This is a genomic window from Arthrobacter sp. NPDC056727 (assembly GCF_042790555.1).
GTDB lineage: Bacteria > Actinomycetota > Actinomycetes > Actinomycetales > Micrococcaceae > Arthrobacter.
This window is the reverse complement of sequence record NZ_JBHTZA010000009.1, coordinates 1-21,562: the sequence shown is the minus strand read 5'-3', so window position 1 is coordinate 21,562 and position 21,562 is coordinate 1. Positions and strand designations below refer to the sequence as shown.

Annotated in this window: 18 protein-coding genes and 2 pseudogenes; 16 read left to right on the top strand and 4 right to left on the bottom strand. The window is 67.3% G+C overall.

Features of this window, described 5'->3' with window-relative positions; genetic code table 11:
- The first annotated feature begins 17 nt into the window (after nt 1-17).
- The 10 genes and pseudogenes from ACFRAH_RS10870 to ACFRAH_RS10825 all read left to right on the top strand — a co-directional run bounded on the left by ACFRAH_RS10870 (nt 18) and on the right by ACFRAH_RS10825 (nt 10,299).
- Nucleotides 18-1,349, top strand: a complete 1,332-nt coding sequence (locus tag ACFRAH_RS10870) for a M50 family metallopeptidase (RefSeq protein ID WP_377990893.1) — start codon at nt 18-20, stop codon at nt 1,347-1,349.
- Nucleotides 1,350-1,435: 86 nt separating this feature from the next.
- Nucleotides 1,436-2,155: a MarR family transcriptional regulator gene (locus ACFRAH_RS10865; RefSeq protein ID WP_377990892.1), complete on the top strand. Its 720-nt coding sequence runs from the start codon at nt 1,436-1,438 to the stop codon at nt 2,153-2,155.
- Entirely contained in the window at nt 2,152-2,676 is a 525-nt protein-coding gene (locus ACFRAH_RS10860; protein WP_377990891.1) for a hypothetical protein, read from the top strand. Before ACFRAH_RS10865 ends, ACFRAH_RS10860 begins: the two co-directional genes overlap by 4 nt.
- Nucleotides 2,677-2,701: 25 nt before the next feature.
- Entirely contained in the window at nt 2,702-2,995 is a 294-nt protein-coding gene (locus ACFRAH_RS10855) for a YciI family protein (RefSeq protein WP_377990890.1), read from the top strand.
- A 32-nt stretch (nt 2,996-3,027) separates the two neighbouring features.
- Nucleotides 3,028-4,194 (top strand): flavodoxin-dependent (E)-4-hydroxy-3-methylbut-2-enyl-diphosphate synthase, encoded by a 1,167-nt coding sequence (gene ispG, locus ACFRAH_RS10850; protein WP_377964238.1) that lies wholly within the window; start codon nt 3,028-3,030, stop codon nt 4,192-4,194.
- On the top strand, nt 4,157-5,044 hold the full coding sequence (locus tag ACFRAH_RS10845; RefSeq protein WP_377991034.1) for a GNAT family N-acetyltransferase: 888 nt from the start codon (nt 4,157-4,159) through the stop codon (nt 5,042-5,044). The genes ispG and ACFRAH_RS10845 overlap by 38 nt, the downstream gene beginning before the upstream one ends.
- A gap of 39 nt (nt 5,045-5,083) precedes the next feature.
- Nucleotides 5,084-5,863 (top strand): hypothetical protein, encoded by a 780-nt coding sequence (locus tag ACFRAH_RS10840; protein ID WP_377990889.1) that lies wholly within the window; start codon nt 5,084-5,086, stop codon nt 5,861-5,863.
- Nucleotides 5,864-6,166: 303 nt separating this feature from the next.
- On the top strand, nt 6,167-7,978 hold the full coding sequence (locus tag ACFRAH_RS10835; protein ID WP_377990888.1) for a proline--tRNA ligase: 1,812 nt from the start codon (nt 6,167-6,169) through the stop codon (nt 7,976-7,978).
- 12 nt (nt 7,979-7,990) lie between these two features.
- A complete protein-coding gene (locus tag ACFRAH_RS10830) occupies nt 7,991-8,785 on the top strand; it encodes a sulfite exporter TauE/SafE family protein (protein WP_377990887.1) in 795 nt (264 codons plus the stop codon).
- A 78-nt stretch (nt 8,786-8,863) separates the two neighbouring features.
- Nucleotides 8,864-10,299: pseudogene (locus tag ACFRAH_RS10825) on the top strand (pyridoxal phosphate-dependent decarboxylase family protein).
- 5 nt (nt 10,300-10,304) lie between these two features.
- On the opposite strand, the gene ACFRAH_RS10820 reads toward ACFRAH_RS10825, so the two are convergent.
- The 3 genes from ACFRAH_RS10820 to ACFRAH_RS10810 all read right to left on the bottom strand — a co-directional run bounded on the left by ACFRAH_RS10820 (nt 10,305) and on the right by ACFRAH_RS10810 (nt 13,523).
- Nucleotides 10,305-11,345 carry an aminoglycoside phosphotransferase family protein gene (locus ACFRAH_RS10820; protein WP_377990886.1) on the bottom strand — a complete coding sequence of 347 codons (1,041 nt, stop codon included), beginning with the start codon at nt 11,343-11,345 and terminating at the stop codon, nt 10,305-10,307.
- A 77-nt stretch (nt 11,346-11,422) separates the two neighbouring features.
- On the bottom strand, nt 11,423-12,166 hold the full coding sequence (locus tag ACFRAH_RS10815; RefSeq protein ID WP_377990885.1) for a VIT family protein: 744 nt from the start codon (nt 12,164-12,166) through the stop codon (nt 11,423-11,425).
- Between the two features lie 118 nt (nt 12,167-12,284).
- Nucleotides 12,285-13,523, bottom strand: a complete 1,239-nt coding sequence (locus ACFRAH_RS10810) for a DUF4439 domain-containing protein (RefSeq protein WP_377990884.1) — start codon at nt 13,521-13,523, stop codon at nt 12,285-12,287.
- A 105-nt stretch (nt 13,524-13,628) separates the two neighbouring features.
- Here ACFRAH_RS10810 and rimP point away from each other — a divergent pair, with 105 nt between their 5' ends.
- The 5 genes from rimP (at nt 13,629) to rbfA (ending at nt 19,610) form a co-directional block, all read left to right on the top strand.
- Nucleotides 13,629-14,246 (top strand): ribosome maturation factor RimP, encoded by a 618-nt coding sequence (gene rimP / locus ACFRAH_RS10805; RefSeq protein WP_377990883.1) that lies wholly within the window; start codon nt 13,629-13,631, stop codon nt 14,244-14,246.
- Nucleotides 14,246-15,223, top strand: coding sequence for a transcription termination factor NusA (gene nusA / locus ACFRAH_RS10800; protein WP_377990882.1), 978 nt, complete (start codon nt 14,246-14,248; stop codon nt 15,221-15,223). Before rimP ends, nusA begins: the two co-directional genes overlap by 1 nt.
- A gap of 239 nt (nt 15,224-15,462) precedes the next feature.
- Nucleotides 15,463-15,804 (top strand): YlxR family protein, encoded by a 342-nt coding sequence (locus ACFRAH_RS10795; RefSeq protein ID WP_377990881.1) that lies wholly within the window; start codon nt 15,463-15,465, stop codon nt 15,802-15,804.
- Nucleotides 15,805-15,956: 152 nt separating this feature from the next.
- Entirely contained in the window at nt 15,957-18,821 is a 2,865-nt protein-coding gene (infB, locus tag ACFRAH_RS10790) for a translation initiation factor IF-2 (protein WP_377990880.1), read from the top strand.
- Nucleotides 18,822-19,100: 279 nt separating this feature from the next.
- Nucleotides 19,101-19,610 (top strand): 30S ribosome-binding factor RbfA, encoded by a 510-nt coding sequence (gene rbfA / locus ACFRAH_RS10785; protein ID WP_377990879.1) that lies wholly within the window; start codon nt 19,101-19,103, stop codon nt 19,608-19,610.
- Nucleotides 19,611-19,705: 95 nt separating this feature from the next.
- Here rbfA and ACFRAH_RS10780 read toward each other — a convergent pair whose 3' ends face one another.
- Nucleotides 19,706-20,839 carry a ScyD/ScyE family protein gene (locus ACFRAH_RS10780; protein ID WP_377990878.1) on the bottom strand — a complete coding sequence of 378 codons (1,134 nt, stop codon included), beginning with the start codon at nt 20,837-20,839 and terminating at the stop codon, nt 19,706-19,708.
- A 307-nt stretch (nt 20,840-21,146) separates the two neighbouring features.
- Between ACFRAH_RS10780 and ACFRAH_RS10775 the strand changes: the two are divergent.
- A pseudogene (locus ACFRAH_RS10775) lies at nt 21,147-21,562 on the top strand (hypothetical protein); the annotation flags it as partial.

The window sequence follows — 21,562 nt, the reverse complement described above, 5'->3', positions numbered from 1 at the left end:
AGCAGCAGATTTTAAGCATGAGTCCCGTCATCCTCTTCATCCTTGGTGTCGTCTTCGTGGCGATCGGCATCGCGGTATCGATTGCGCTGCACGAGGTGGGCCACCTGGTGCCCGCCAAGCTGTTCAAGGTGCGCGTCACCAAGTACATGATCGGCTTCGGCCCCACCCTCTGGTCGACCAAAAAGGGTGAGACCGAGTACGGGTTCAAGGCGCTCCCGCTGGGCGGCTATGTGTCCATGATCGGCATGTACCCGCCCAACAAGGAGGACGGCTCGGTGCGCCCTTCCAGCACCGGGATGTTCCAGACGCTGGCGAGCGAGGCCCGCTCCATGGCCCATGAGGACGTGGGCCCCGGGGACGAGAACCGCGTGTTCTACCGGCTGCCGGTCTGGAAGAAGATCATCATCATGCTCGGCGGGCCCGCCATGAACCTGCTGATCGGCCTCGTACTCACGGCGGTGCTGCTCATGGGCTTCGGCATCTCCGAGCCCACCACCACCATCGCCGACGTCTCCAAGTGCCAGGTGAAGGCGGGGGAGACCGTCGACCCGGATTCAGCCAACTGCAAGCCGACGCCGGCAGCCGCTGCCCAGCTCAAGCCCAACGACGTCATCACCTCCTTTGACGGAAAAGCCGTGACCAGCTGGGACCAGCTGACGGGCTGGATCCGCGCTTCCGCAGGCAAGGAAGTGTCCATCACCGTGGAGCGCAACGGCTCGCCGGTGACCAGCACGGTTACCCCTGTCCTGTCCGCACGCCCGGTCGTCGGACCGGACGGGCGCCAGGCGAAGGACGACGCCGGAAAGCTCCTGTACCAGGACGTCGGATTCCTGGGCATCGGTGCGCAGACCGCGCTGGTTCCCCAGCCGGCGTCGTCCGTCCTGCCCATGGCAGGGGAGAACATCAAGCAGGTCGCGGGCGTGGTCCTCAACCTGCCGGCCCGGGTGGCCGGCGTTGCCAAGGCGGCGTTCAGCGAGGAACCCCGCGACCCCAACGGCCCCATCAGCGTGGTGGGCGTGGGCCGCGTGGCCGGCGAGGTGGCCGCCATGGAGGAGGTGCCGGCGCAGGCGCGGCTGGCCGCTTTGGTGGGACTTCTCGCCGGGCTGAACTTTGCCCTGGCGGTCTTCAACCTGATCCCGCTGCTCCCGCTCGACGGCGGCCATGTTGCCGGCGCGCTCTACGAGGCAGTGCGGCGGCGGGTCGCCAAGCTCTTGGGCAGGCCCGACCCCGGCGCCTTTGACATCGCGAAGCTGCTGCCGGTGACCTACGTGGTGGCCGCGCTGCTGATGGGGATGGGCGCGCTGCTGATCTATGCGGACATTGTGAAGCCCGTGAATCTCTTCGGCTAGGTACTGTTGTCCGCCATTACCGGTTGATTCCACAAAATCAGCTTCAAATGATTGATTTTGAAATATAAGCCGGATACGGTTTATCCATGTACGTTCTGACCATCGATCAGCGCGGCAGTACCAATGACCGGGACCGCGTGCCCGACCTCCTCACGGCGCTGGGCAGCTATCCCGGCGTCCGCTTTGAACGCTCCGTCGGCGACGAAGTCCAGGGCGTCCTGCAGGAGCCCGCCCTGGTGGTCGAGGCGGCGCTCCGCGCCCTGCGAAGCGGGCGCTGGTACGTGGGAATCGGCGTCGGGCCGGGAACCCTGGCGCCGGGCGCCAGCCCCCGCGAAGGATCCGGAGCCGCCTTTGTCGCTGCGCGGAAGGCCGTAGAGCGGGCCAAGTCAGCCGCGAGCCATGTGCCGGTGGCCGTGGTCGCAGGGAGCCATAGGGATGAGGCAGCCGCGGCATGCGCCAATGCGGAGGCAGTGCTGCGGCTGGTCGGGAGGCTGGTGCAGGACCGGACCGAGGCCCAGTGGCGGGTGGTGGACTCGCTGCGTGCGAAGAGCGGCGCCGCAACCGGGCAGGGCGCCGGACGCCACGGACTCCAGAAACTGGTTGCGGAGGAACTGGGAATCAGCGAGCAGTCGGTGAGCCGGTCCGTCCTCAGGTCGGGCTGGCAGGAAGAATGGGCGGCAAGGCCGGCGGTGGAAATGCTGCTGGCGACCGCACACCGCCTCACCCTGGAGGACCTCGGCTCCAACCACCCGGATCCGGCCGGGAACGAGAACCAGGACCGCGACGAGAATCGAGGAGAACCGTGAACGCTGTCTGGATCGCAGCCGCCCTGCTGACGGCCGGATTTATAGGCTGGCCCGTCACGGCCCTCGTGTTCCGGCTGGCCCGCACCATCGACGACAAAGCCGACGCCGCTGCCGGAACCAGCAGGGACGGCGCCGACGACCCCTCGGCCGATGTGACGGTGGACGGCCCCGTCGCGTCGGACAAGCCTGCCACGGCCGACAAGGGCAATACGGTGAACGGCGACATCACCGTGGACGCCGGCGCTTCTGCCGTACCGGGCGCCGGAGGCGAGGCTCCGGCCACACGGATTCTCCGCGGCGGGGCCATCATCGGCGTGCTTGAGCGGCTGGCTGTCTGCCTTGCCATCCTGGGCGGACAGCCCGTGGCCATCGCCTACGTGGTGGCCATCAAGGGCCTGGGCCGGTTTGCGGAACTCAAGGAGACGCCCGTGGCTGCGGAGCGGTTCATCATCGGCACCCTTGCCTCCATGCTGTGGGCGGCGGGAGTTGCCGCCCTCACGAAGGTCGTGCTCCTCGGGTAGCCCGGCCGCGGGATAGGGTATCTCTATGACTGTTTTTGCTGTTGAGTACGTATACGACGCCGAGTCCTCCGAAACGCGCGCGGCCACTCGGCCCGCCCACCGCGAATGGACTGCAGGACTGGCGCAGGACGGCACGCTTCTTGCCAGCGGACCCTATGGCGACGGCGCTGGTGCCCTGCTCATCTTCAAGGCGGCCGACGAAGCTGCACTCAACGAGATCCTGAGGCAGGATCCCTTCGCTGCTGCGGGCGTCATTTCCGGCACACGAACCACCGAATGGGCCCCCGTGACCGGCCTCCTGGCTGAGCACGCAGCCTAGCCACCACCGATTTTCGATTTCAAGGAGTCCACGTGACCTCGGTCAGCCTGGGAATGCCATCCGCACCGCCGCCCGTTCTTGCCCCGCGCCGCAAGACGCGCCAGATCAAGGTGGGCTCCGTCGGCGTCGGTTCCGACTTCCCCATCAGCGTGCAGTCGATGACCACCACGCCCACCACGGACATCAACGCCACGCTGCAGCAGATTGCCGAGCTGACCGCCTCCGGCTGCGACATTGTGCGCGTGGCCTGCCCGTCGGCCGATGACGCCGAGGCGCTTCCGATCATCGCCCGGAAGTCGCAGATCCCGGTCATCGCCGACATCCACTTCCAGCCGAAGTACGTCTTCGCTGCCATCGAGGCCGGCTGCGCCGCGGTGCGCGTCAACCCGGGCAACATCCGCAAGTTTGACGACCAGGTCAAGGAAATCGCGCAGGCGGCAAGGGACCACGGCACATCCATCCGCATCGGCGTGAACGCCGGATCTCTGGAACCTGGCATCCTGAAGAAGTACGGCAAGGCCACCCCGGAGGCCCTGGTCGAATCGGCGGTCTGGGAGGCCTCGCTGTTCGAGGAGCACGGCTTCCACGACTTCAAGATCTCCGTCAAGCACAATGACCCCGTGGTCATGGTGGCGGCCTATGAAATGCTCGCCGAGAAGGGCGACTGGCCGCTGCACCTGGGCGTCACAGAGGCCGGCCCGGCCTTCCAGGGAACCATCAAGTCGGCCACAGCTTTCGGCGCCCTCCTCTCACGCGGCATCGGCGACACCATCCGGGTGTCCCTGTCCGCCCCGCCGGTTGAGGAAATCAAGGTGGGCAACCAGATCCTGCAGTCGCTGAACCTGCGCCCCCGCAAGCTGGAAATCGTCTCCTGCCCGTCCTGCGGGCGCGCCCAGGTGGACGTCTACACCCTCGCCGAGCAGGTCACCGCCGGCCTCGAGGGAATGGAGATCCCGCTGCGCGTCGCCGTCATGGGCTGCGTCGTCAACGGTCCGGGCGAAGCCAGGGAAGCTGACCTCGGCGTAGCCTCCGGCAACGGCAAGGGCCAGATATTTGTGAAGGGCGAGGTCATCAAGACTGTCCCCGAGAGCCAGATTGTTGAGACACTGATCGAAGAGGCCATGCGTATCGCGGAAGAGATGGGGGAGGCCGATGGCGAAGATGCTGTCAAGGGTAGCCCCGTGGTTAGCGTCTCATAAGGACGGCGCCGCACCGGACGGTGCCGCCGTCCGGGCGCTGGGTGTTGCAGACACCCGCCAATTGCGCGAACTGGCAGAGACGGATCCCGTCGCCAACGTGTTCATTCTGGCGCATCTGGAGTCGACGGACTCTGCCGCGCCCACCCCGGGCGGGGCCAGCGTCCTGGGCGTTTTCGACGACGACGTGCTGGTTGGCGCCTGCTGGGCAGGCGCCAACCTGGTCCCCGTCCAGCTGGACCCCGAACTCGCCGGCCCGGTGGCTGCCGCCGCCCACCGCTCCGGGCGCCGCTACGCGTCGATCTTCGGGCCGGCTCCCACGGTCCTTTCCCTGCACCGCCACCTGGAAGAGCTGGGCCACACCGCCCACGAGATACGGCCCGACCAGCCGCTTATGACCATCACCGGCGCCCCGGCCGTCGAACCGAACTGGGAACTGGGGTACGGGCAATACGCAGATTTTGAGACCATCCTCCCGGCCTGTGCGGCGATGTTCGAGGAAGAGGTTGGCTACTCGCCGTACCTTGGCGGGCGCGACTTCTACAGCCGGCGGGTGGCAGGCCTGATCCGCCAAGGCCATTCCCTGGTGCACCTGAAGGACGGCGAGGTGATTTTCAAGGCCGAGCTCGGCGCCGTCACGTCCGAGGTCACCCAGGTCCAGGGCGTATGGATGAATCCCAGCCACCGGGGACTCGGGCTCAGCGCCGGCTACATGGCCGCCGTCGTGCTGCTGGCCCAGAAGATGGCGCCTGTCACGAGCCTGTACGTCAATGACTACAATTCCCGGGCCCGGGCAACGTACGAACGTGTTGGCTTCCGGCAGGTAGGGACCTTCGCTACAGTTCTCTTCTAGCCGGCGTCGCCGGCGCATTCACTCACATGGGGGAACATCTTGAAATCAGCTCTGCACATTTTTGCGGCCACCGCCGTGCTTGCCGCCGGCCTGTCCGCCTGCAGCAGCCCGGCGAACACCTCCGCCGCGGCCACTGTCAGCGCACCGGCGTCGGCCACTGCAGCACCCACCTCGACGCCGACGCCAACTCCCACCGCGACGCCGACGCCAACTCCCACCGCGACGCCGGTCAAGAAGTACACCAGCACGGAATTGGCGGCCCTGGTGGGCCAGTTGCGTGATGCCGGGGGGAAGAAACTCGCCGTGATGTCCAGCGCGGACCTCTCCGGGAATGTGGAACAGGCGAAGAGCATGCTTGCCTCGATGGCCGTGGAACCTGCGGCATGCCGCGAACTTGCGGTGGCCGGGGGTGCGCCGTCCGTGGAGGGTGCCGCTGCCGCGATGGGTACAAGCCTGGACGCCGCGACGGGTGCCTCGACAGCCATCGCCCTGACCTCAGGTCTGGACCCGGCATTTCTCAAGAAGGGCCTTGTCCAGTCGGCGGAGTTGAGCAAGTGCGCGAACATGTCGCTGGCCATGTCAGGCGTGAAGGTCGCCGTGACGCTCACCAGGCTCAGGGGCATCGGTTCCATGGCCGGGGCAGTCGCCTACCGGACCGACACCGAACTGCCGGACGGACGCCACCAGTCGATGATCACGGCGCAGGCCGTTAAGCGCGGCGTTCTGGTAACCGTGCTGGCCGCGGGCGGCGCCAGCGAGGCGGAGGCGAGCTCCAGGGCGGCAAAACTCATGGATTCAGCGGCAGCTCTGGTGAAGTAGCGGGCCCGTACGTGCCGCAGGGCCACTCCTGCAAAAACTGAATTTGGTATCGGTGACGGCTATCACATAGGTTCTTCCTAACCGCGTTTTCGGACTCGGGTGGTCTCTCAGAGAATTAGCGGCATGACCGGCCGTGGAGCCACGCCACCACAGGGATGACCAGCCGGCAACGGCCAGGGGCTTCTCCTGCGGGGCGTGGCTTTTCTGTTCAGCTCCCACAGGGCCAGGAACCTGTACTGCTGCCCAGCCGGTAGATTAGTACCCAGACAATTAGCACTTCCCCCAAGAAACGGACACCTACCCGTGGTTCTTCGACTCTCCAAGCTTTTCCTGCGCACCCTGCGTGAAGACCCCGCCGACGCCGAGGTGGCCAGCCACCGGCTGCTCGTGCGCGCGGGATACATCCGCCGCGCGGCCCCGGGCATCTATACCTGGCTGCCGCTTGGGCTGAGCGTGCTGCGCAAGGTGGAACAGATCATCCGCGAAGAGATGGCCGCCATCGGCGCCCAGGAAGTCCACTTTCCTGCGCTGCTCCCGAAGGAGCCCTACGAGGCTACCAACCGCTGGACCGAATACGGCGAAGGGCTGTTCCGGCTTCAGGACCGCAAGGGCGGTGACTACCTTCTCGCCCCCACGCACGAGGAAATGTTCACCCTGCTGGTCAAGGACCTGTACTCCTCGTACAAGGACCTGCCGCTGAGCATCTACCAGATCCAGAACAAGTACCGCGACGAGGCCCGGCCGCGCGCGGGCCTGCTCCGCGGCCGCGAATTCATCATGAAGGACTCGTATTCGTTCGACGTCGACGACGCCGGGCTGGACGCCAGCTACGCCGCCCACCGCGCTGCGTACCTGAAGATCTTCGAGCGGCTGGGCCTGGAAGTCATTCCCGTGACCGCAACGGCCGGCGCCATGGGCGGCTCCAAGAGCGAGGAATTCCTGCACCCCACGGAGGTCGGCGAGGACACTTTCGTGCGCTCCGCCGGCGGCTACGCCGCCAACGTCGAAGCCGTGTCCACGGTGGCCCCCGCCGAGATCGACTTCACCAACGCCCCGGCCGCGGTGATCCGAGACACCCCGAACACCCCCACGATCGACACTCTCGTGGCGGCATCCAACGAGCTGGCTCCGCGCAGCGAGGCCGACGGCGGTCCGTGGACGGCCGCTGACACGCTCAAGAACGTGGTCCTTGCGGTCACCCTCCCCACCGGTGAGCGCCAGATCGTCGTCCTCGGTGTCCCGGGCGACCGGGGCGTGGACCTCAAGCGCGTCGAGGCCAACATCGGCGCCTACCTCCCGGTCGCGGGCGAAATCGCCGTGGAAGCCGCAGGCGAGGAGGACCTGGCCCGCAACCCGCTCATCGTGCGCGGCTACCTTGGCCCGGGCATGTCCCTGGACGCGCCGCTCCTTGGCCTGGAGGGCGCCGCCAAGCTCCTGTACCTGGTTGACCCGCGCGTCGTGAGCGGCACGGCCTGGATCACCGGCGCCAACATGGCCGGCAAGCACGTCTATGACCTTGTAGCGGGACGCGACTTCACCTGGGACGGCGTCATCGAGTGCACCGACGTGCGCGCCGGCGACGAAGCCCCGGACGGCTCCGGACCTCTCGAAATCGCGCGCGGCATCGAGATGGGACACATCTTCCAGCTGGGACGCAAGTATGCCGAGGCGCTGGAACTGAAGGTCCTGGACCAGAACGGCAAGCAGGTGGTGGTCACGATGGGTTCCTACGGCGTGGGTGTCACCCGTGCGGTGGCCGCGCTGGCGGAATCCAACCACGACGCCAAGGGCCTTGTCTGGCCCCGCTCGGTGGCTCCGGCGGACGTCCACGTCGTGGCCGTCGGCCGCGGCGAGGAGATCTTCGCGGCCGCTGAGCAGCTCGCCCTCGAGCTCGAAGCCGCAGGCCTGGAGGTCATCTACGATGACCGGCCCAAGGTTTCCCCGGGCGTTAAGTTCGGCGATGCCGAGCTTGTCGGTGTGCCCACCATCCTTGCCGTTGGCCGCGGACTGGCGGAGGGCGTCGTCGAAATCAAAGACCGCCGCAGCGGCGAGGCCGAAAACGTGGCCGTGGACAAGGCCGTTGACTACGTGGTCAACGCCGTCCGCAGCAACTGACGCCCGCCCCCAGTGGTTTCGGGGTTTGAGTCGATCCAGCTCGCCACTATCGTCCTGATAGTGGTGGCTGGATTTTCGGCAGGCTGGGTGGACGCCGTCGTGGGCGGCGGCGGACTGCTGCAGCTGCCGGCGCTGCTGCTGGTGCCGGGAATCACCCCGGTGCAGGCGCTGGCCACCAATAAGATGGGCTCCATCTTCGGCACCACCACCAGCGCAGTAACCTATTACGGCCGTGTCCGGCCCGATCTGAGAACAGCGGTACCGATGGCCGTCATCGCACTGGCGGGCAGCTTTGGCGGGGCGCTGCTGGCAACCCGCCTGCCGGCGGAGGTGTTCAAGCCGATCATCGTCGTGGCCCTGGTGGCCGTGGCGCTGTTCACGGCCCTCAAGCCCGATGCCGGGCATCTCACCGAGCTCAGGCACGACGGCCGCACCCACTACGTGGTGGCCTGTGCCATCGGCGCCGTGATCGGCTTCTACGACGGGCTGATCGGGCCCGGCACGGGATCGTTCCTGGTGATCGCGCTGGTTTCGGCGATGGGGTACGCCTTCCTGGAGGCCAGCGCCAAGGCGAAGATCGTCAACATGGCCACCAATGCCGGGGCACTCATTTTCTTCCTCCCGCACGGGTCGCTGCTCTGGGGAGTGGGCTTGCTGCTGGGCGCGGCGAACATGGCCGGGGGATACCTCGGTGCCCGCACCGCTGTCCGGCAGGGAAGCAAGTTCGTGCGCGTGGTGTTCCTCGTTGTGGTGTTCGCCCTGATCGTCAAACTCGCCTTCGACGTCTGGCAGGAGAACTTCGCCTGAGCTGCGTCCCGTGGGGCGTCAAGGTCCCCGCGGGGCACGACTTCTCGCGGGCAGCCGGGGACGGCGTAGCATGCACCTATGTCAGCCGGTGCGGAACCGTACAGGGAGGCCCTGGCTGCCGCCGTCCGGCACGCCACGCTCTGGCTGGAAAGCCAGCCCACCCGCCGGGTAGGTCCGCAGCAGGCAGCCTGGGAACTCGCTGCAGCGTTCGACGGCGCGCTGCCGCAGTCCGGCATGGCTCCGGCCGACGTGGTGGACTACCTGGCCGGCCACGCCGAACCGGGCCTCATGGCCATGCCGTCCGGACGCTTTTTCGGCTGGGTCATCGGCGGCACGCTGCCGGCGGCCATGGCGGCCGATTGGCTCGTCAGTGCCTGGGACCAGAACTCGGTTGCTGCGCTACGCAACGCCCGCGATTGCCGCCATCGAGGACGCCGCCGGCCACTGGCTGCTTCAGCTGCTGCGCCTGCCGGAGGAATCCGACGTCGGCTTTGTCACCGGAGCCACCATGGCCAACTTCACCGGACTGGCCGCCGCCCGCTGGCGGCTCCTGCAGGACGCCGGTTGGAACCTGGCACGCGACGGACTCTTTGGCGCGCCGCGGATCCACTGCCTTGTGGGGGAGGAACGGCACGAGACGGTGGACGTCGCGCTGCGCTACCTCGGAATGGGCAGCCCCACCGTGGTTCCGGCCGACAGCCAGGGACGCATCGACGCCGCTGAGCTGGACTGTGCCCTGGACCGGATCGCGCTGGACCATTCCAGGACCTTCGGCCCAGGTTCAGCACCTGCCCCGGTGCTGGTGTGCCTGCAGGCCGGCAACCTCCACTCCGGAGCCTTCGACCCCTTCGCCGCAGCCATCGCAGTATCCAAAGCACGGCGCCTGGGTGCACGTGGACGGCGCCTTCGGACTCTGGGCCGCGGCCGTCCCGGAACTCGCCGGACTGACCGCAGGCGTGGAGCAGGCCGACTCCTGGGCCACGGACGCCCACAAGAGCCTCAACGTCCCGTATGACTGCGGCGTCGTGGCGGTCCGGGACGCGCAAGCGCTGCGCAGCGCCATGGGGCTGAACGCCAGCTACCTCCTCCAGGATGCCGACGGCGACGGTGATCCCAGCCAGCGGGTCCCGGAGCTTTCCCGCCGGGCCAGGGGAGTGCCCGTCTGGGCTGCGCTGAAGTCCCTTGGCAGGGACGGCGTGGCCGAACAGATCCGCCGCCTCGCCGCGTCCGCTGCCCGGCTCGCGGAGAAGCTCGCGGCCGTGGACGGAGTGGAAGTCCTCAACGACGTCGGCTACACGCAGATCACGGTGGCCTTCGGCGACGACACCACAACCCGGCGCGTGGCGGACCGGCTCATCGCTGACGGCAGGGTGTGGATGTCCGGTTCCCGCTGGCACGGCAGGGACGTGGTGCGGATATCCGTCAGCAACTGGACCACCGACGCCGACGACGTCGCCACGGCAGTGGAGGCGCTGCGGACGGCCCTGGAAGCGGTCCGGCGGGGCGGTCCCTGACGGCGCTAGGCCGGGGAAGAATTCGTGGTGTCCTGGCCCGGCTCGGGCAGGTCATGGGCGGCCGGAAGCCCGTCCAGTGTCCGTCCGGCAAGGGTGCTGGCCACCCACAGTGAACGTGCCATGTCTCCGCCGTGGCCCGGTCTGGAGGCGTACTGCAGGGCGTTCTCCACCTCGCGGGCGAGGCTCCACTGGCGGGCCACCTCAGGGTCCAGTCCGGCGGCGATGCTGAAGTCATGGCACCTGGCCAGCAGGGCTCCGGCGGGATCCGTTGCGGACAGGTCCCGAATACGGTTCCAGAGCACGGGGGCAACAGCGAATTCCGCCTCGCCCACCATCGGCTGCGGGTCGATGGCGGCAAAGCCGTCGGCCGCATTGCCACCTGCGGCGTCAAGCCTGGCCAGGATGTTGAGATAGTGGAAGTCCGTGTTGACCAGGACGTCCTCGGAGGAGCGGCGGCCCACGGCGCCGCGCGTCTGGCAGACCTCGAGCGCGGCTTCCAGCAGCCAGCGGGGGAACGGGCGGCCCAGCTGTTCCCAATCGGCGGGCAGGTCGTCGCTCCACTGTTCCGCCCGGGCAGCCACGTGCACAAATTCCTGCCACTGCGGCCGGCCGTCAGGCGCGAGGCCCAGCTCCCGCATCAGCCTGCCCCACACCTCGAGGGCGGTGTCCATCGGCTCTGTGCGCAGTGACCTGCCGGCATCCAGACGCTCAAGGAGCATGGAGCACGTCCCGGCGTCGGAGGCCAGCAACTTCACCGCACCATGGCCATCCCAGAGCGCCAGTGCATGGCGTTCCACCAGTGCCTCATCGTGCGGAAAAGCCACCTTCAGAGCGGCGGCCACTCCTGCCGTGCGGACCGGCACCACAACGCCGCCGTGCCCGCTCCACGGAAGCGCTCCCGGTTCCAGGTCAAGCTCGAGTTGCCACTGGTCCAGCCGGCCGCGGATTATGTCCGTCAGCGACGCCAGCCACGCCCTGCCGGCGCTGCTGCGGGAATAGCGGCGCGTCAGGTCCGGTGGGATAGGAACGTCTGCTGGCGGGCTCACAGCTCCAGCGTAGTAGAGGGCGCGCTGTAAGGCCGGAAGGCCGGACAGCTCCTGCCCAAACAATGCCCCTGGCGCCGCTACACGATGCCGCTGGCGCCCAGCAGGTTGCCGATGGAGAACGTAGCGGCCAGGGCCAGGCCGCCACCCACCACCACCCGTGCAGCCGCACGGGTCTTTGAGCCGCCGCCGATCCACGCACCGACGGCACCCGTCACGGCCAGGGCCAGCAGCACCGCTCCAAAGGTCACGGCCACGCGGATGTTTTCAGGAGGCAGCAGGATGGCAAGCATCGGCAGCAAAGCGCCCAGCGTGAACGCGACAGCTGACGCAAAGGCGGCATGCCAGGGGCTCACGATGTCCTCTTCGTCGATATTCAGCTCGGCGGAAAGGTGAGCAGCCAGGGCGTCGTGCTCCGTCAGTTCCCGGGCCACATTCCGGGCTGTTTCCTCGCTAAGGCCTTTGCTGCGGTAGATCGCGGTGAGCTCCAGCAACTCCTCTTCCGGCTCCTCGGCGAGCTCGCGCCGTTCCTTCTCGATGAGCGCCTTCTGGCTGTCGCTCTGGCTGCTGACGGAGACGTACTCGCCCAGGGCCATGGAGACGGCCCCGCCCACCAGCCCGGCAGCACCGGCGGCCAGGATGGGGCCGTGCTCGCTGGTGGCGCCGGCCACGCCCACCACAATCGCCGCGACCGACACGATCCCGTCGTTGGCTCCGAGGACACCCGCACGCAGCCAGTTCAGGCGGTGCACGAGGTCGTTGTTATGGGGCTCATTGGCGTGCTGCCCCTCAGGGGGCAATGCCGAAATGTCCACTGGATCCATGGGTCCAGCAAACCACTTGGAGGCAGCCGGCTGCCAGTGGAGATGTCACCGGGCGACCCCGGCACCGGAGGGTGCGGGCGCTGCCCATAGCGGGTGGCGGCCGGCTGTGGCTCCGCGGCTAGGGCACGGCGGGTGCTGACGGCGCTCCGGTGCCGGTCTGGCTGGCCGAGGGCTCGGCCGGCTCCGGAAGCTCCGGCAGGAGCGTCGTGTCCAGCACAATGCCAGGCACGGGGCCCGGATCCGAGCCCCAGCGCATGGTCCGCTGGGCAGCCGCGACCAGCGAGGAAACGGCCCACTTCCGAGTCTCACCGTCGCTCAGGGCCACAAGGTCGCCGTAGACGGGGAGCGTTCCGGCTTCCAGGCTGGCCAGCCCGGCGGCCGGCTTCTGCAGGAACGAGGTGCCCAGGGTGTAGCCCGGTTCGCGGGGAGGAACGGCCACGCAGTGAACGCGCGTGTAAGCCTCGGCCTGGCCCACCAGGGCCTCGTGCGTGGCCAGCAGGCCGGCGGCCTGTTCCGCGGCGGCGCCGTCCATGCGGGTCAGTGCCACCTGGTAGCCGTACACCGTTTCAACCTCCGTCCGGACTGCCCGGCCCAGGGCGGCGGCCAGTGTGGCATTGCCGGAGGGGTCCGCTGTTTGGCCGGACTGGGCGCTGTTGCCTGATGGGTCACTGTTGCCTGATTGGTCACTTTTGCCGGACGGGGCGCCGTTGGTTGGTTCGGCACCATTCTGCGAGGCGGCGCTGCTGTCCGAGGCAGCTGCACATGCGGCGGCCGCGTGGCGCTTCGTCGCCGCCGGAGCCGGGAGCGGGGGCGGCGCTGACCCGGCGGCCTGTGCCAGCGTCGTCGCCTGAAGCAGCTGCGCGGTCCCTACCGCCGCGAGCAGCCGGGCCATCCCGCCGTCGGCCTTCTCAGCGTGGGCGAGTCGTTCCTTGCCGCTCTTGGACAACGCGGCCACCAGTGCAGGCAGCGTTGCCGTGCCTGACGCTGCTGTCCCGGATGATGCCGTAGCGGATGGAATAGCTGTTCCCGAAAGGCCAGCCGCCGGGCTGGAGGTGGCGCTGCCGGGAAGAAGGAGCGCCCGCGCCTGCGTAGTCAGCAAAGTCACAGCGTGCGAAAACAGCTGCCGACGGGCGCCGGATGAGCCATTCACCAGCTGCTGGCTGGCCGCCCTCAAGTCCAGGGTTTCGGCGAGGGCTGCGGTGCGTGCCTGCTCGGAAAACGGAGGCGCCGCCGGTGCCGGGGATTCCCGCGGAATCAATGCAAAACCGAGACTCAGCACCAGGAACGCTGCGAGTGCCAGCAGGCTGTACCGGAGATAGCTGGCCGGCCTTCGTTTTCGCCCGCTGTCGTCATTCACAACAGACCATGTTGTCACGGCCGCGGCGAAGTCCGTGCACCAAGGCGCCTGGAAAATCGCTAGGCTAGTAGTCACAACATCATCTAACGGGAGGCGGCCGGCATCGTGAGCAATGCAGAAGCCACGACTTCATCAGACCGGACCGACGCGGGAAAGGCTGAACCCGCGGCTGTCCACAATCCCGAGGCTGAACGCCTCCGGGCGCTGCTGGAACCCGCAGTCCAGTCGCACCGTCTCTACCTGGAGGATGTTGCCATCCACATCGCAGGTTCCAACCGGGTGGTCCACGTAGTGGTGGACCTGCCGCAGGAAGAAACGGGCGGCGTGAGCCTGGACGTCATCGCGGACATTTCCAAGGAACTCTCCGACATCCTGGACAGCGATCCCAGCACCGACAGCCGGCCCTATGACCTTGAGGTTTCGTCGCCCGGCGTGGGGCGGCCGCTGACGGAGCCCCGCCACTGGCACCGGGCGCGCGGCCGCATGGTCAGCGTCAACGTGATCCAGGGTGAGAACGTCACCGGCAGGATCAGCTCCGTTGACGGCGCCGGCGTGACCCTCGTCCCCGAAATCGCCGTGAAAAAGGGCATGAAGCCCCGGCAGGGCGACCCCGTAAAACTTCCTTTCGACAAGATCCGCAGCGGAAAAGTCGAAATTGAGTTCAGCCGCCTCGACGAGGCCGGTCTGGAAACTGAGCACAATGGACCTTCTGAGGAGGCCTGATGGATATTGACATGAGCGCGCTGAGACTCCTGGAGCGTGAGCGCGAAATCCCCCTGGATCTCCTCATCCCCACGATCGAGCAGGCACTTCTCGTCGCCTACCACAAATCGCCGGGCGCCTTCGAGAAGGCCCGGGCGGAACTGGACCGCAAGAGCGGCCACGTGACCATCTGGGCCACCGAGATCGACGACGACGGCGCACCGATCGGCGAGTTCGAACACACGCCGGCCGGGTTTGGCCGAATCGCCGCCAGCACCGCGCGGCAGATCATCCTGCAGCGGCTGCGCGACGTTGAGGACGACAACGTCCTGGGCGAGTTCAAGGGCCGCGAGGGTGAACTTGTTGCCGGGCTGATCCAGCAGGGCAACAACCCCCACATGATCCAGGTCAACCTGGGCGCTGTAGAGGCCCTGCTTCCGCCGCCGGAACAGGTGCCGGGGGAGAGGTACATTCACGGGAACCGGCTCCGCGCGTACGTGATCGACGTGCACCGCGGCACCAAGGGCCCGTCCATCACGCTGTCCCGTTCGCACCCGGGCCTGGTTCGGAAGCTTTTCGAACTGGAGGTCCCGGAGATCGCCGACCGCTCCGTGGAGATTGTCGCCCTGGCCCGCGAGGCCGGGCACCGCACCAAGATCGCGGTCAAAGCGAACACCCCGGGCATCAACGCGAAGGGCGCGTGCATCGGCGAGATGGGCTCGCGCGTGCGGGCGGTCATGACCGAGCTGAACGACGAAAAGATCGACATCGTTGACTTCAGCGAGGATCCGGCCACCTTCATCGCCAGCGCACTGTCGCCGTCGCGCGTGAATTCCGTCACCATCACCGACGAAGCCACCCGCTCGGCCCGCGTCGTGGTGCCGGACTACCAGCTCTCCCTTGCCATCGGCAAGGAGGGCCAGAACGCCCGCCTCGCCGCCAAACTGACGGGCTGGCGCATCGATATCGTCTCGGACGCCGCCGCACCGCGCGGCTAGAAGGAATGGCCGGGCGGCAGGAAAACCGTCTGGCACCGCACCTGGCTTCGACCGAACTGCCCGCCCCCGTGGCGGGCAGTTTCGGTTTCCGGTTTCGGGTATAAGGCCCGTGAGGGGCTAGAATAGAACTTGGCCGCGCCTAGCGGCCGGCATCAGCGTGTTCGTGCGCCGGGTCCTGCCGAAAGGCAGTGGCAGGCGGCCGGACAGGCAGATAGGTACAGGCAGGAAGATACTCGGAAGTGGCACACGTGCAACCCCTCGGGAATCAGCCGCAGCGTACCTGCATCGGATGCCGGCAAAAGGGGCCGCGGTCAGAGTTGCTCCGGCTCGTCTCCGACGCCGGCGGTTCGTCCGCCGTCGTGGTGGATGAACGACGCCGGATGGCTGGCCGGGGTGCATGGCTGCACCCCAGCGAAGCGTGCCTGGCCCTGGCGGTCAAGCGGCGAGCCTTCGGAAGGGCCCTCAACGGGTCAACCGGAACCGCCGCCGTCGAACGCCGGATAACGGCAGGAGCGCACGCTGCGGACGTCCCGGCGTCTGCAGTACAACCGTCCAAACCTGAAAGCGGGTCAGAAATCTGATGGAAACCCGATGAGTTCCCAGCGATGAGTGCGTAACGATGACAACTTTGTTGCGCTCTGCAATGGGCCTTTCAGCTGTAACAGCAGCGGGGGCCCGCAGTAAGAAGTAGACGGTTCGTACCTGGCTCGGTGCGGACCGAGACAGGAGAAATGTGGCCAAGGTCCGCGTACATGAGCTTGCAAAAGAGCTCGGTATTACTTCCAAAGATGCAGTAACCAAACTGCAGGAACTGGGCGAATTTGTTCGCTCCGCCTCTTCCACCATTGAGGCCCCCGTGGTGCGGAAACTCCGCAACGCGTTCCCGGCTGCCGCCGCTTCGAAGTCCGAAGCCCCCGCAGCCGCCCCCAAGTCCCCGGCCAGGCCGGCGGAATCCCGTCCAGCGCCGGCTCCCGGTCCCGCTGCCCCCAAGGCTGCGGCGCCCGCTCCGGCTCCCGCGCCGGCCCCCAAGGCCGAGGCGCCTGCAGCTCCGGCTGCTCCCGCCGCCCCTGCAGCTCCGGCTGCCGGAACGCCTGCTGCGCCGTCCACCGGCGCCAAGCCGGGAGCACGTCCCGCGCCCAAGGCTGAGACCCCGTCACGTCCGGGCGGAGCTCCGCGTCCCGGAGGCCCCCGCCCCGGCAACAACCCCTTCGCCACGTCCCAGGGCATGCCCCGCGGCCGCGGTGGAGACGGCGAACGTCCGCCGCGCCCGGGCAACAACCCGTTTGCAACTTCCCAGGGCATGCCCCGTCCCGGCGGCGGCCGCACTGACGGCGACCGTCCCGGTGGCCCGCGTCCGGCAGCCGGTGCAGGCGGACCCCGCCCCGGTGCTCCGCGTCCAGGCGCTACGCCCGGCCCGCGTCCTGCGGCCGGTGCAGGCGGACCCCGTCCCGGCGGTCCCCGTCCGGGTGCCGGCGGAAACCGGCCCACGCCTGGCATGATGCCTAACCGCACCGAGCGTCCTGCACCTGCAGGTGCCGGCCGTCCCGGTGGCGGCGGACGCGGTCCCGGCCGTCCCGGCGCTCCCGGAACCGGCGGTCCCGGTGGCGGCGGCGGTGCTCCGGCCGGCGGTGGCTTCGGTAAGGGTGGCCGCGGTCGCGGTGGAACCCAGGGTGCCTTCGGCAAGGGCGGCGCCGGCCGTGGCAAGCAGCGCAAGTCGAAGCGCGCAAAGCGCCAAGAACTTGAGCAGATGAGCGCACCGTCGCTGGGTGGCGTGAGCGTACCCCGCGGCGACGGCAACACCGTTATCCGGCTTCGCCGTGGCTCGTCCATCACGGACTTCGCCGACAAGATCGAGGCAAACCCCGCCGCGCTGGTTACCGTGCTCTTCCACCTCGGTGAAATGGCAACGGCAACCCAGTCGCTGGACGAGGACACCTTTGCGCTGCTCGGCGAGGAACTCGGCTACAAGCTGCAGGTCGTTTCGCCCGAGGATGAAGAGCGCGAGCTCCTCAGCACGTTCGATATCGACGTCGAAGCCGAACTCGAGGCCGAAGGCGACGACGAGCTGGAGGCGCGTCCTCCGGTCGTCACCGTCATGGGTCACGTTGACCACGGTAAGACCCGCCTGCTGGATGCCATCCGTAACTCTGACGTCGTTGCCGGCGAGCACGGCGGCATCACGCAGCACATCGGTGCCTACCAGATCAGCCACGAGCACGAGGGTGCGGTGCGCGATATCACCTTCATCGACACCCCGGGTCACGAGGCGTTCACCGCCATGCGTGCCCGTGGTGCGAAGGTCACGGACATCGCCATCCTTGTTGTGGCAGCGGACGACGGCGTGATGCCGCAGACCGTTGAAGCCCTCAACCACGCCCAGGCGGCCAACGTGCCGATCGTCGTGGCTGTGAACAAGATCGACAAGGAAGGTGCGAACCCGGACAAGGTCAAGGGCCAGCTCACCGAGTACGGCCTGGTTCCCGAAGAATACGGTGGCGACACCATGTTCGTTGAGGTCTCTGCCCGCCAGAACCTGAACATCGACGAGCTGATCGACGCTGTCCTGCTGACCGCCGACGCCGCGCTTGACCTGCGGGCCAACCCGGACAAGGCCGCACGAGGCATCGCCATCGAAGCGAACCTGGACAAGGGCCGCGGTTCCGTGGCCACCGTCCTGGTGCAGTCCGGTACCCTCGCCGTCGGCGACACGATCGTGGCCGGTACGGCCCACGGCCGCGTCCGTGCCATGTTCGACGAGGACGGCGAAGCGCTCGATGTCGCACTGCCGTCCCGTCCGGTGCAGGTCCTCGGCCTGTCCAACGTGCCGCGCGCCGGTGACACCTTCCTGGTGACCGCCGACGAGCGTACCGCCCGCCAGATCGCCGAGAAGCGTGAAGCCGCTGAGCGCAACGCCCAGCTCGCCAAGCGCCGCAAGCGCATCAGCCTGGAAGACTTCGACCAGGCGGTCGCCGAAGGCAAGATCGACACCCTCAACCTCATCCTCAAGGGTGACGTGTCCGGTGCCGTGGAAGCCCTCGAAGACGCGCTGCTCAAGATCGACGTCGGCGAAGGCGTTCAGCTCCGCGTCATCCACCGCGGTGTTGGTGCGATCACGCAGAACGACGTCAACCTGGCAACGGTCGACAGCGCCGTCATCATCGGCTTCAACGTCAAGCCCGCCGAACGCGTTGCCGAACTGGCAGACCGCGAAGGCGTGGACATGCGCTTCTACTCCGTCATCTACTCCGCAATTGATGACATCGAGCTGGCCCTCAAGGGCATGCTCAAGCCGGAGTACGAAGAGGTCCAGCTGGGCACGGCCGAAGTCCGTGAAGTGTTCCGTTCCTCCAAGTTCGGCAACATTGCAGGTTCCATCGTTCGCAGCGGTACCATCCGACGCAACACGAAGGCCCGCATCACCCGCGGCGGCAAGCTCATTGGCGACAACCTCACGGTGGAGACGCTCAAGCGCTTCAAGGACGACGTCACCGAGGTCCGCACGGACTTCGAGTGCGGTATCGGTCTTGGTTCGTACAACGACATCACCGAGGGCGACATCATCGAGACCTTCGAGATGCGCGAGAAGCCGCGCGTCTAAGCGAAGCAAAAGGTGCGGGGCTGCTGGGACATCCCAGCAGCCCTCACCCGGAAGGTGCGGGGCCGTTGGGTTTTCCCGGCGGCCCCGCCCCTTCGCCGGGAGGGTTTCGATCTTCGATCGAAACCCTCCCGGCTCCGACAGGCCCGATGCCACTCCCAGGCCGCCGGAAAAACCCAACGGTAGTACGTCGTAGACTCGCCTGTGGTGCGTGGCACTTACCTGACTTGTGTACGCAAGCGTTATAGCGCCGTCGTACCCCCAATCTTTCTAGGAGTAAAAATGGCTGATCCGGCACGCGCTGCCAAGATGGCGCAGCGGATTAAGGTTGTTGTTGCTGAGGCTTTGGGCCGGAAGGTGAAGGATCCCCGGCTTGAGGGGATTACTGTCACCGACGCCCGGGTGACCAATGACCTGCAGCATGCCACCGTCTACTACACCGTGTTCGGCGACCAGGCCGTGCAGGCTGATGCCGCCAAGGGGCTGGAGAAGGCCAAGGGTGTGCTTCGGCAGGAAGTGGGCCGGAACATCACTGCGCGGCTGACACCCACGCTTGAGTTCGTCGCGGACCAGATCCCCGTGAACGCGTCCAACCTCGAAGAGCTGCTCCGCACCGCGAAGCAGCGCGACGCGGAGGTGGCTGAACTGGCACGGAACGCCAAGCACGCCGGCGACGCCGACCCGTACAAGAGCGACGTCCCGGCGGACGTGGAAATCGACGAAGACGACTTCGACGAAGAGGACCTCGACCTGGTGGACGGCGACGCAATCGACGAGGACCGGAACCGCTAGGTTTCCCGGTTCTGCATTGCCAGCAGACAAAGTAAGGGCACAGCCGGATCTCAACGATCCGGCTGTGCCTTTTTCTTTTGCTTCTCCTGTTTTTGCTAGTCGTCCAGAGGCATCCTCACAACATGGCCGTCCGGTGCCGCATTGGGTGCCGGCAGGGAGTTGACCGTGGCGTAGATGGTCTCGCCCCTGATATCGACGTCGGCCGTGAGCATGCCCGGAAGCACCACCGTCTGCTTACCTGAATGGGCAGACAGCCTCAGCACGCCCTCCCCGAACAGGGACGCGACGTACACGTGCCCGTCGTCGTCCATGTCCAGACCGGTGGGTGACATGACGTCATCGGCGAACAGCTTGACCCGGCCGTTGTGGGGGCTGATCTTGTACACCGCTCCGCGGGCGCCCAGTGCTGGATCCTCCGGCCCGCCGGGGAGGACGGAGACGTACAGCCAGCCGTCCGGTCCGCGCTTAACGTCGGTAGGCACCGGCTCGAACCGGTAGGTGTGCCCGGCGATGCAGCCCGGAAGCTTGAGGGCCGCTGCCTCTTTCGAGGTGAATGTGTGCCGCCGGGCCGGCAGGACGCCAACCACTTCGGCCTCGCCCGACTCCACATCGACCGACACGACGGCGTTGGCTCCGGCGTCGGCCACGTAGATGGTGCTGCCGTAGACATCGATTCCATACGGATGCGAGTCGATCTGGCCCTTGTAGGAGATGGGCACGTCCTTCGGCAACTTCGCAACGCAGGCGGCGGGAAGGTCCTCGAAGCCATAGCTCGTGCCGGCGTCGGCGTTGTGTTTCATCTCCAGAGCGGCCAGGTCGCCGAAGGTGCGCTGCTCGCCGTCGGCGTCGATGCTCCTGATGTGCCCGGCCAGCGGCCTCGGGTCCATGGGCCCGGCGCCCTGGCTTTCGGCCAGGTAGATGGTGCGGCCACGCCGGTCGGTGCCGGCCACATCCCAGGCCGAGTTCCGGTAGACCACCGACTTGGTGCCATCCCTGGCGATCTTCGTCAGCTGCCCCGCGAATTCTTCGCTGACCAGTACCGAGCCCTCCTGACCGTCGCTGAGGTGGAGCGGGCTCAAAAGGCCTTTGGCGAGCACAGCCTGAGCGGATTGCTTGTCTGCTGCGGTGCCTGCCGTATGGCCGGCCGAGGCCGCGCGGCCCGCCGGGGACGCCGTCAAGAGGAGTGAGGCAGCCGCGACAGCCGCCAAAAATGCTCGTTGCTTTTCCATGCCGTCTCCAATGTGAATGCCGCGCATCCAAAACATTGAGACCGACATATGGTCCGAAACTCGGGTCCCCCGACGCGCGTATTCTAAGCCTGGCCTTCGGAGGCTGTCGATGGGCCGACGAATGTCAGACCCCCCGGATCAGACTGGGTCCATGGAAGCCGTTGGGGGATTCACCGGGGACCGGGACTTAGTGCCTGGTCCTGGTGGGTTGGCTTCCGTCTCAGGGAACGACGGCGGTGGCCGGGTCAACGGGGCCAGTCCCGACGGCGGGGCTAATAATGTCAGACCCCCTGATCAGACTGTTTCTATGGAAGCCGTTGGGGGATTCACCGCAGACCGGGCCTTGGGGCCCGGTGCCGGTGGGTTGGCTTCCGCCCAAGCCGGTGGGTTCGCTGCCATCGGTGCGACCGCCCTTCAGAGCGTCCCTGCTGATGTAAATGCAGGCGCGGACGCGGCTGATCACGCCATTGCCTGGCTCGAGTCAAACCCGATCACGGCCGAGGGCACCGGGCTGTGGGGTTTCCGCCGGTCCGCTGACTTCGCCGACCGGGTCGAACGGCTTTCCCGACGGGTCGAGCACCTGCAGGTGGTCGCCGCCGGCGCCGTGGACCGCTCCCGCACCGCCGCCCTCACCGCAGCAGCCTCACCCCTCGTCCCCACCGCCGCTGCTTCGGGCGAGGATGCGGACGCGGACCCGTCCGCCGGCGCTGCCCGGAACACCGT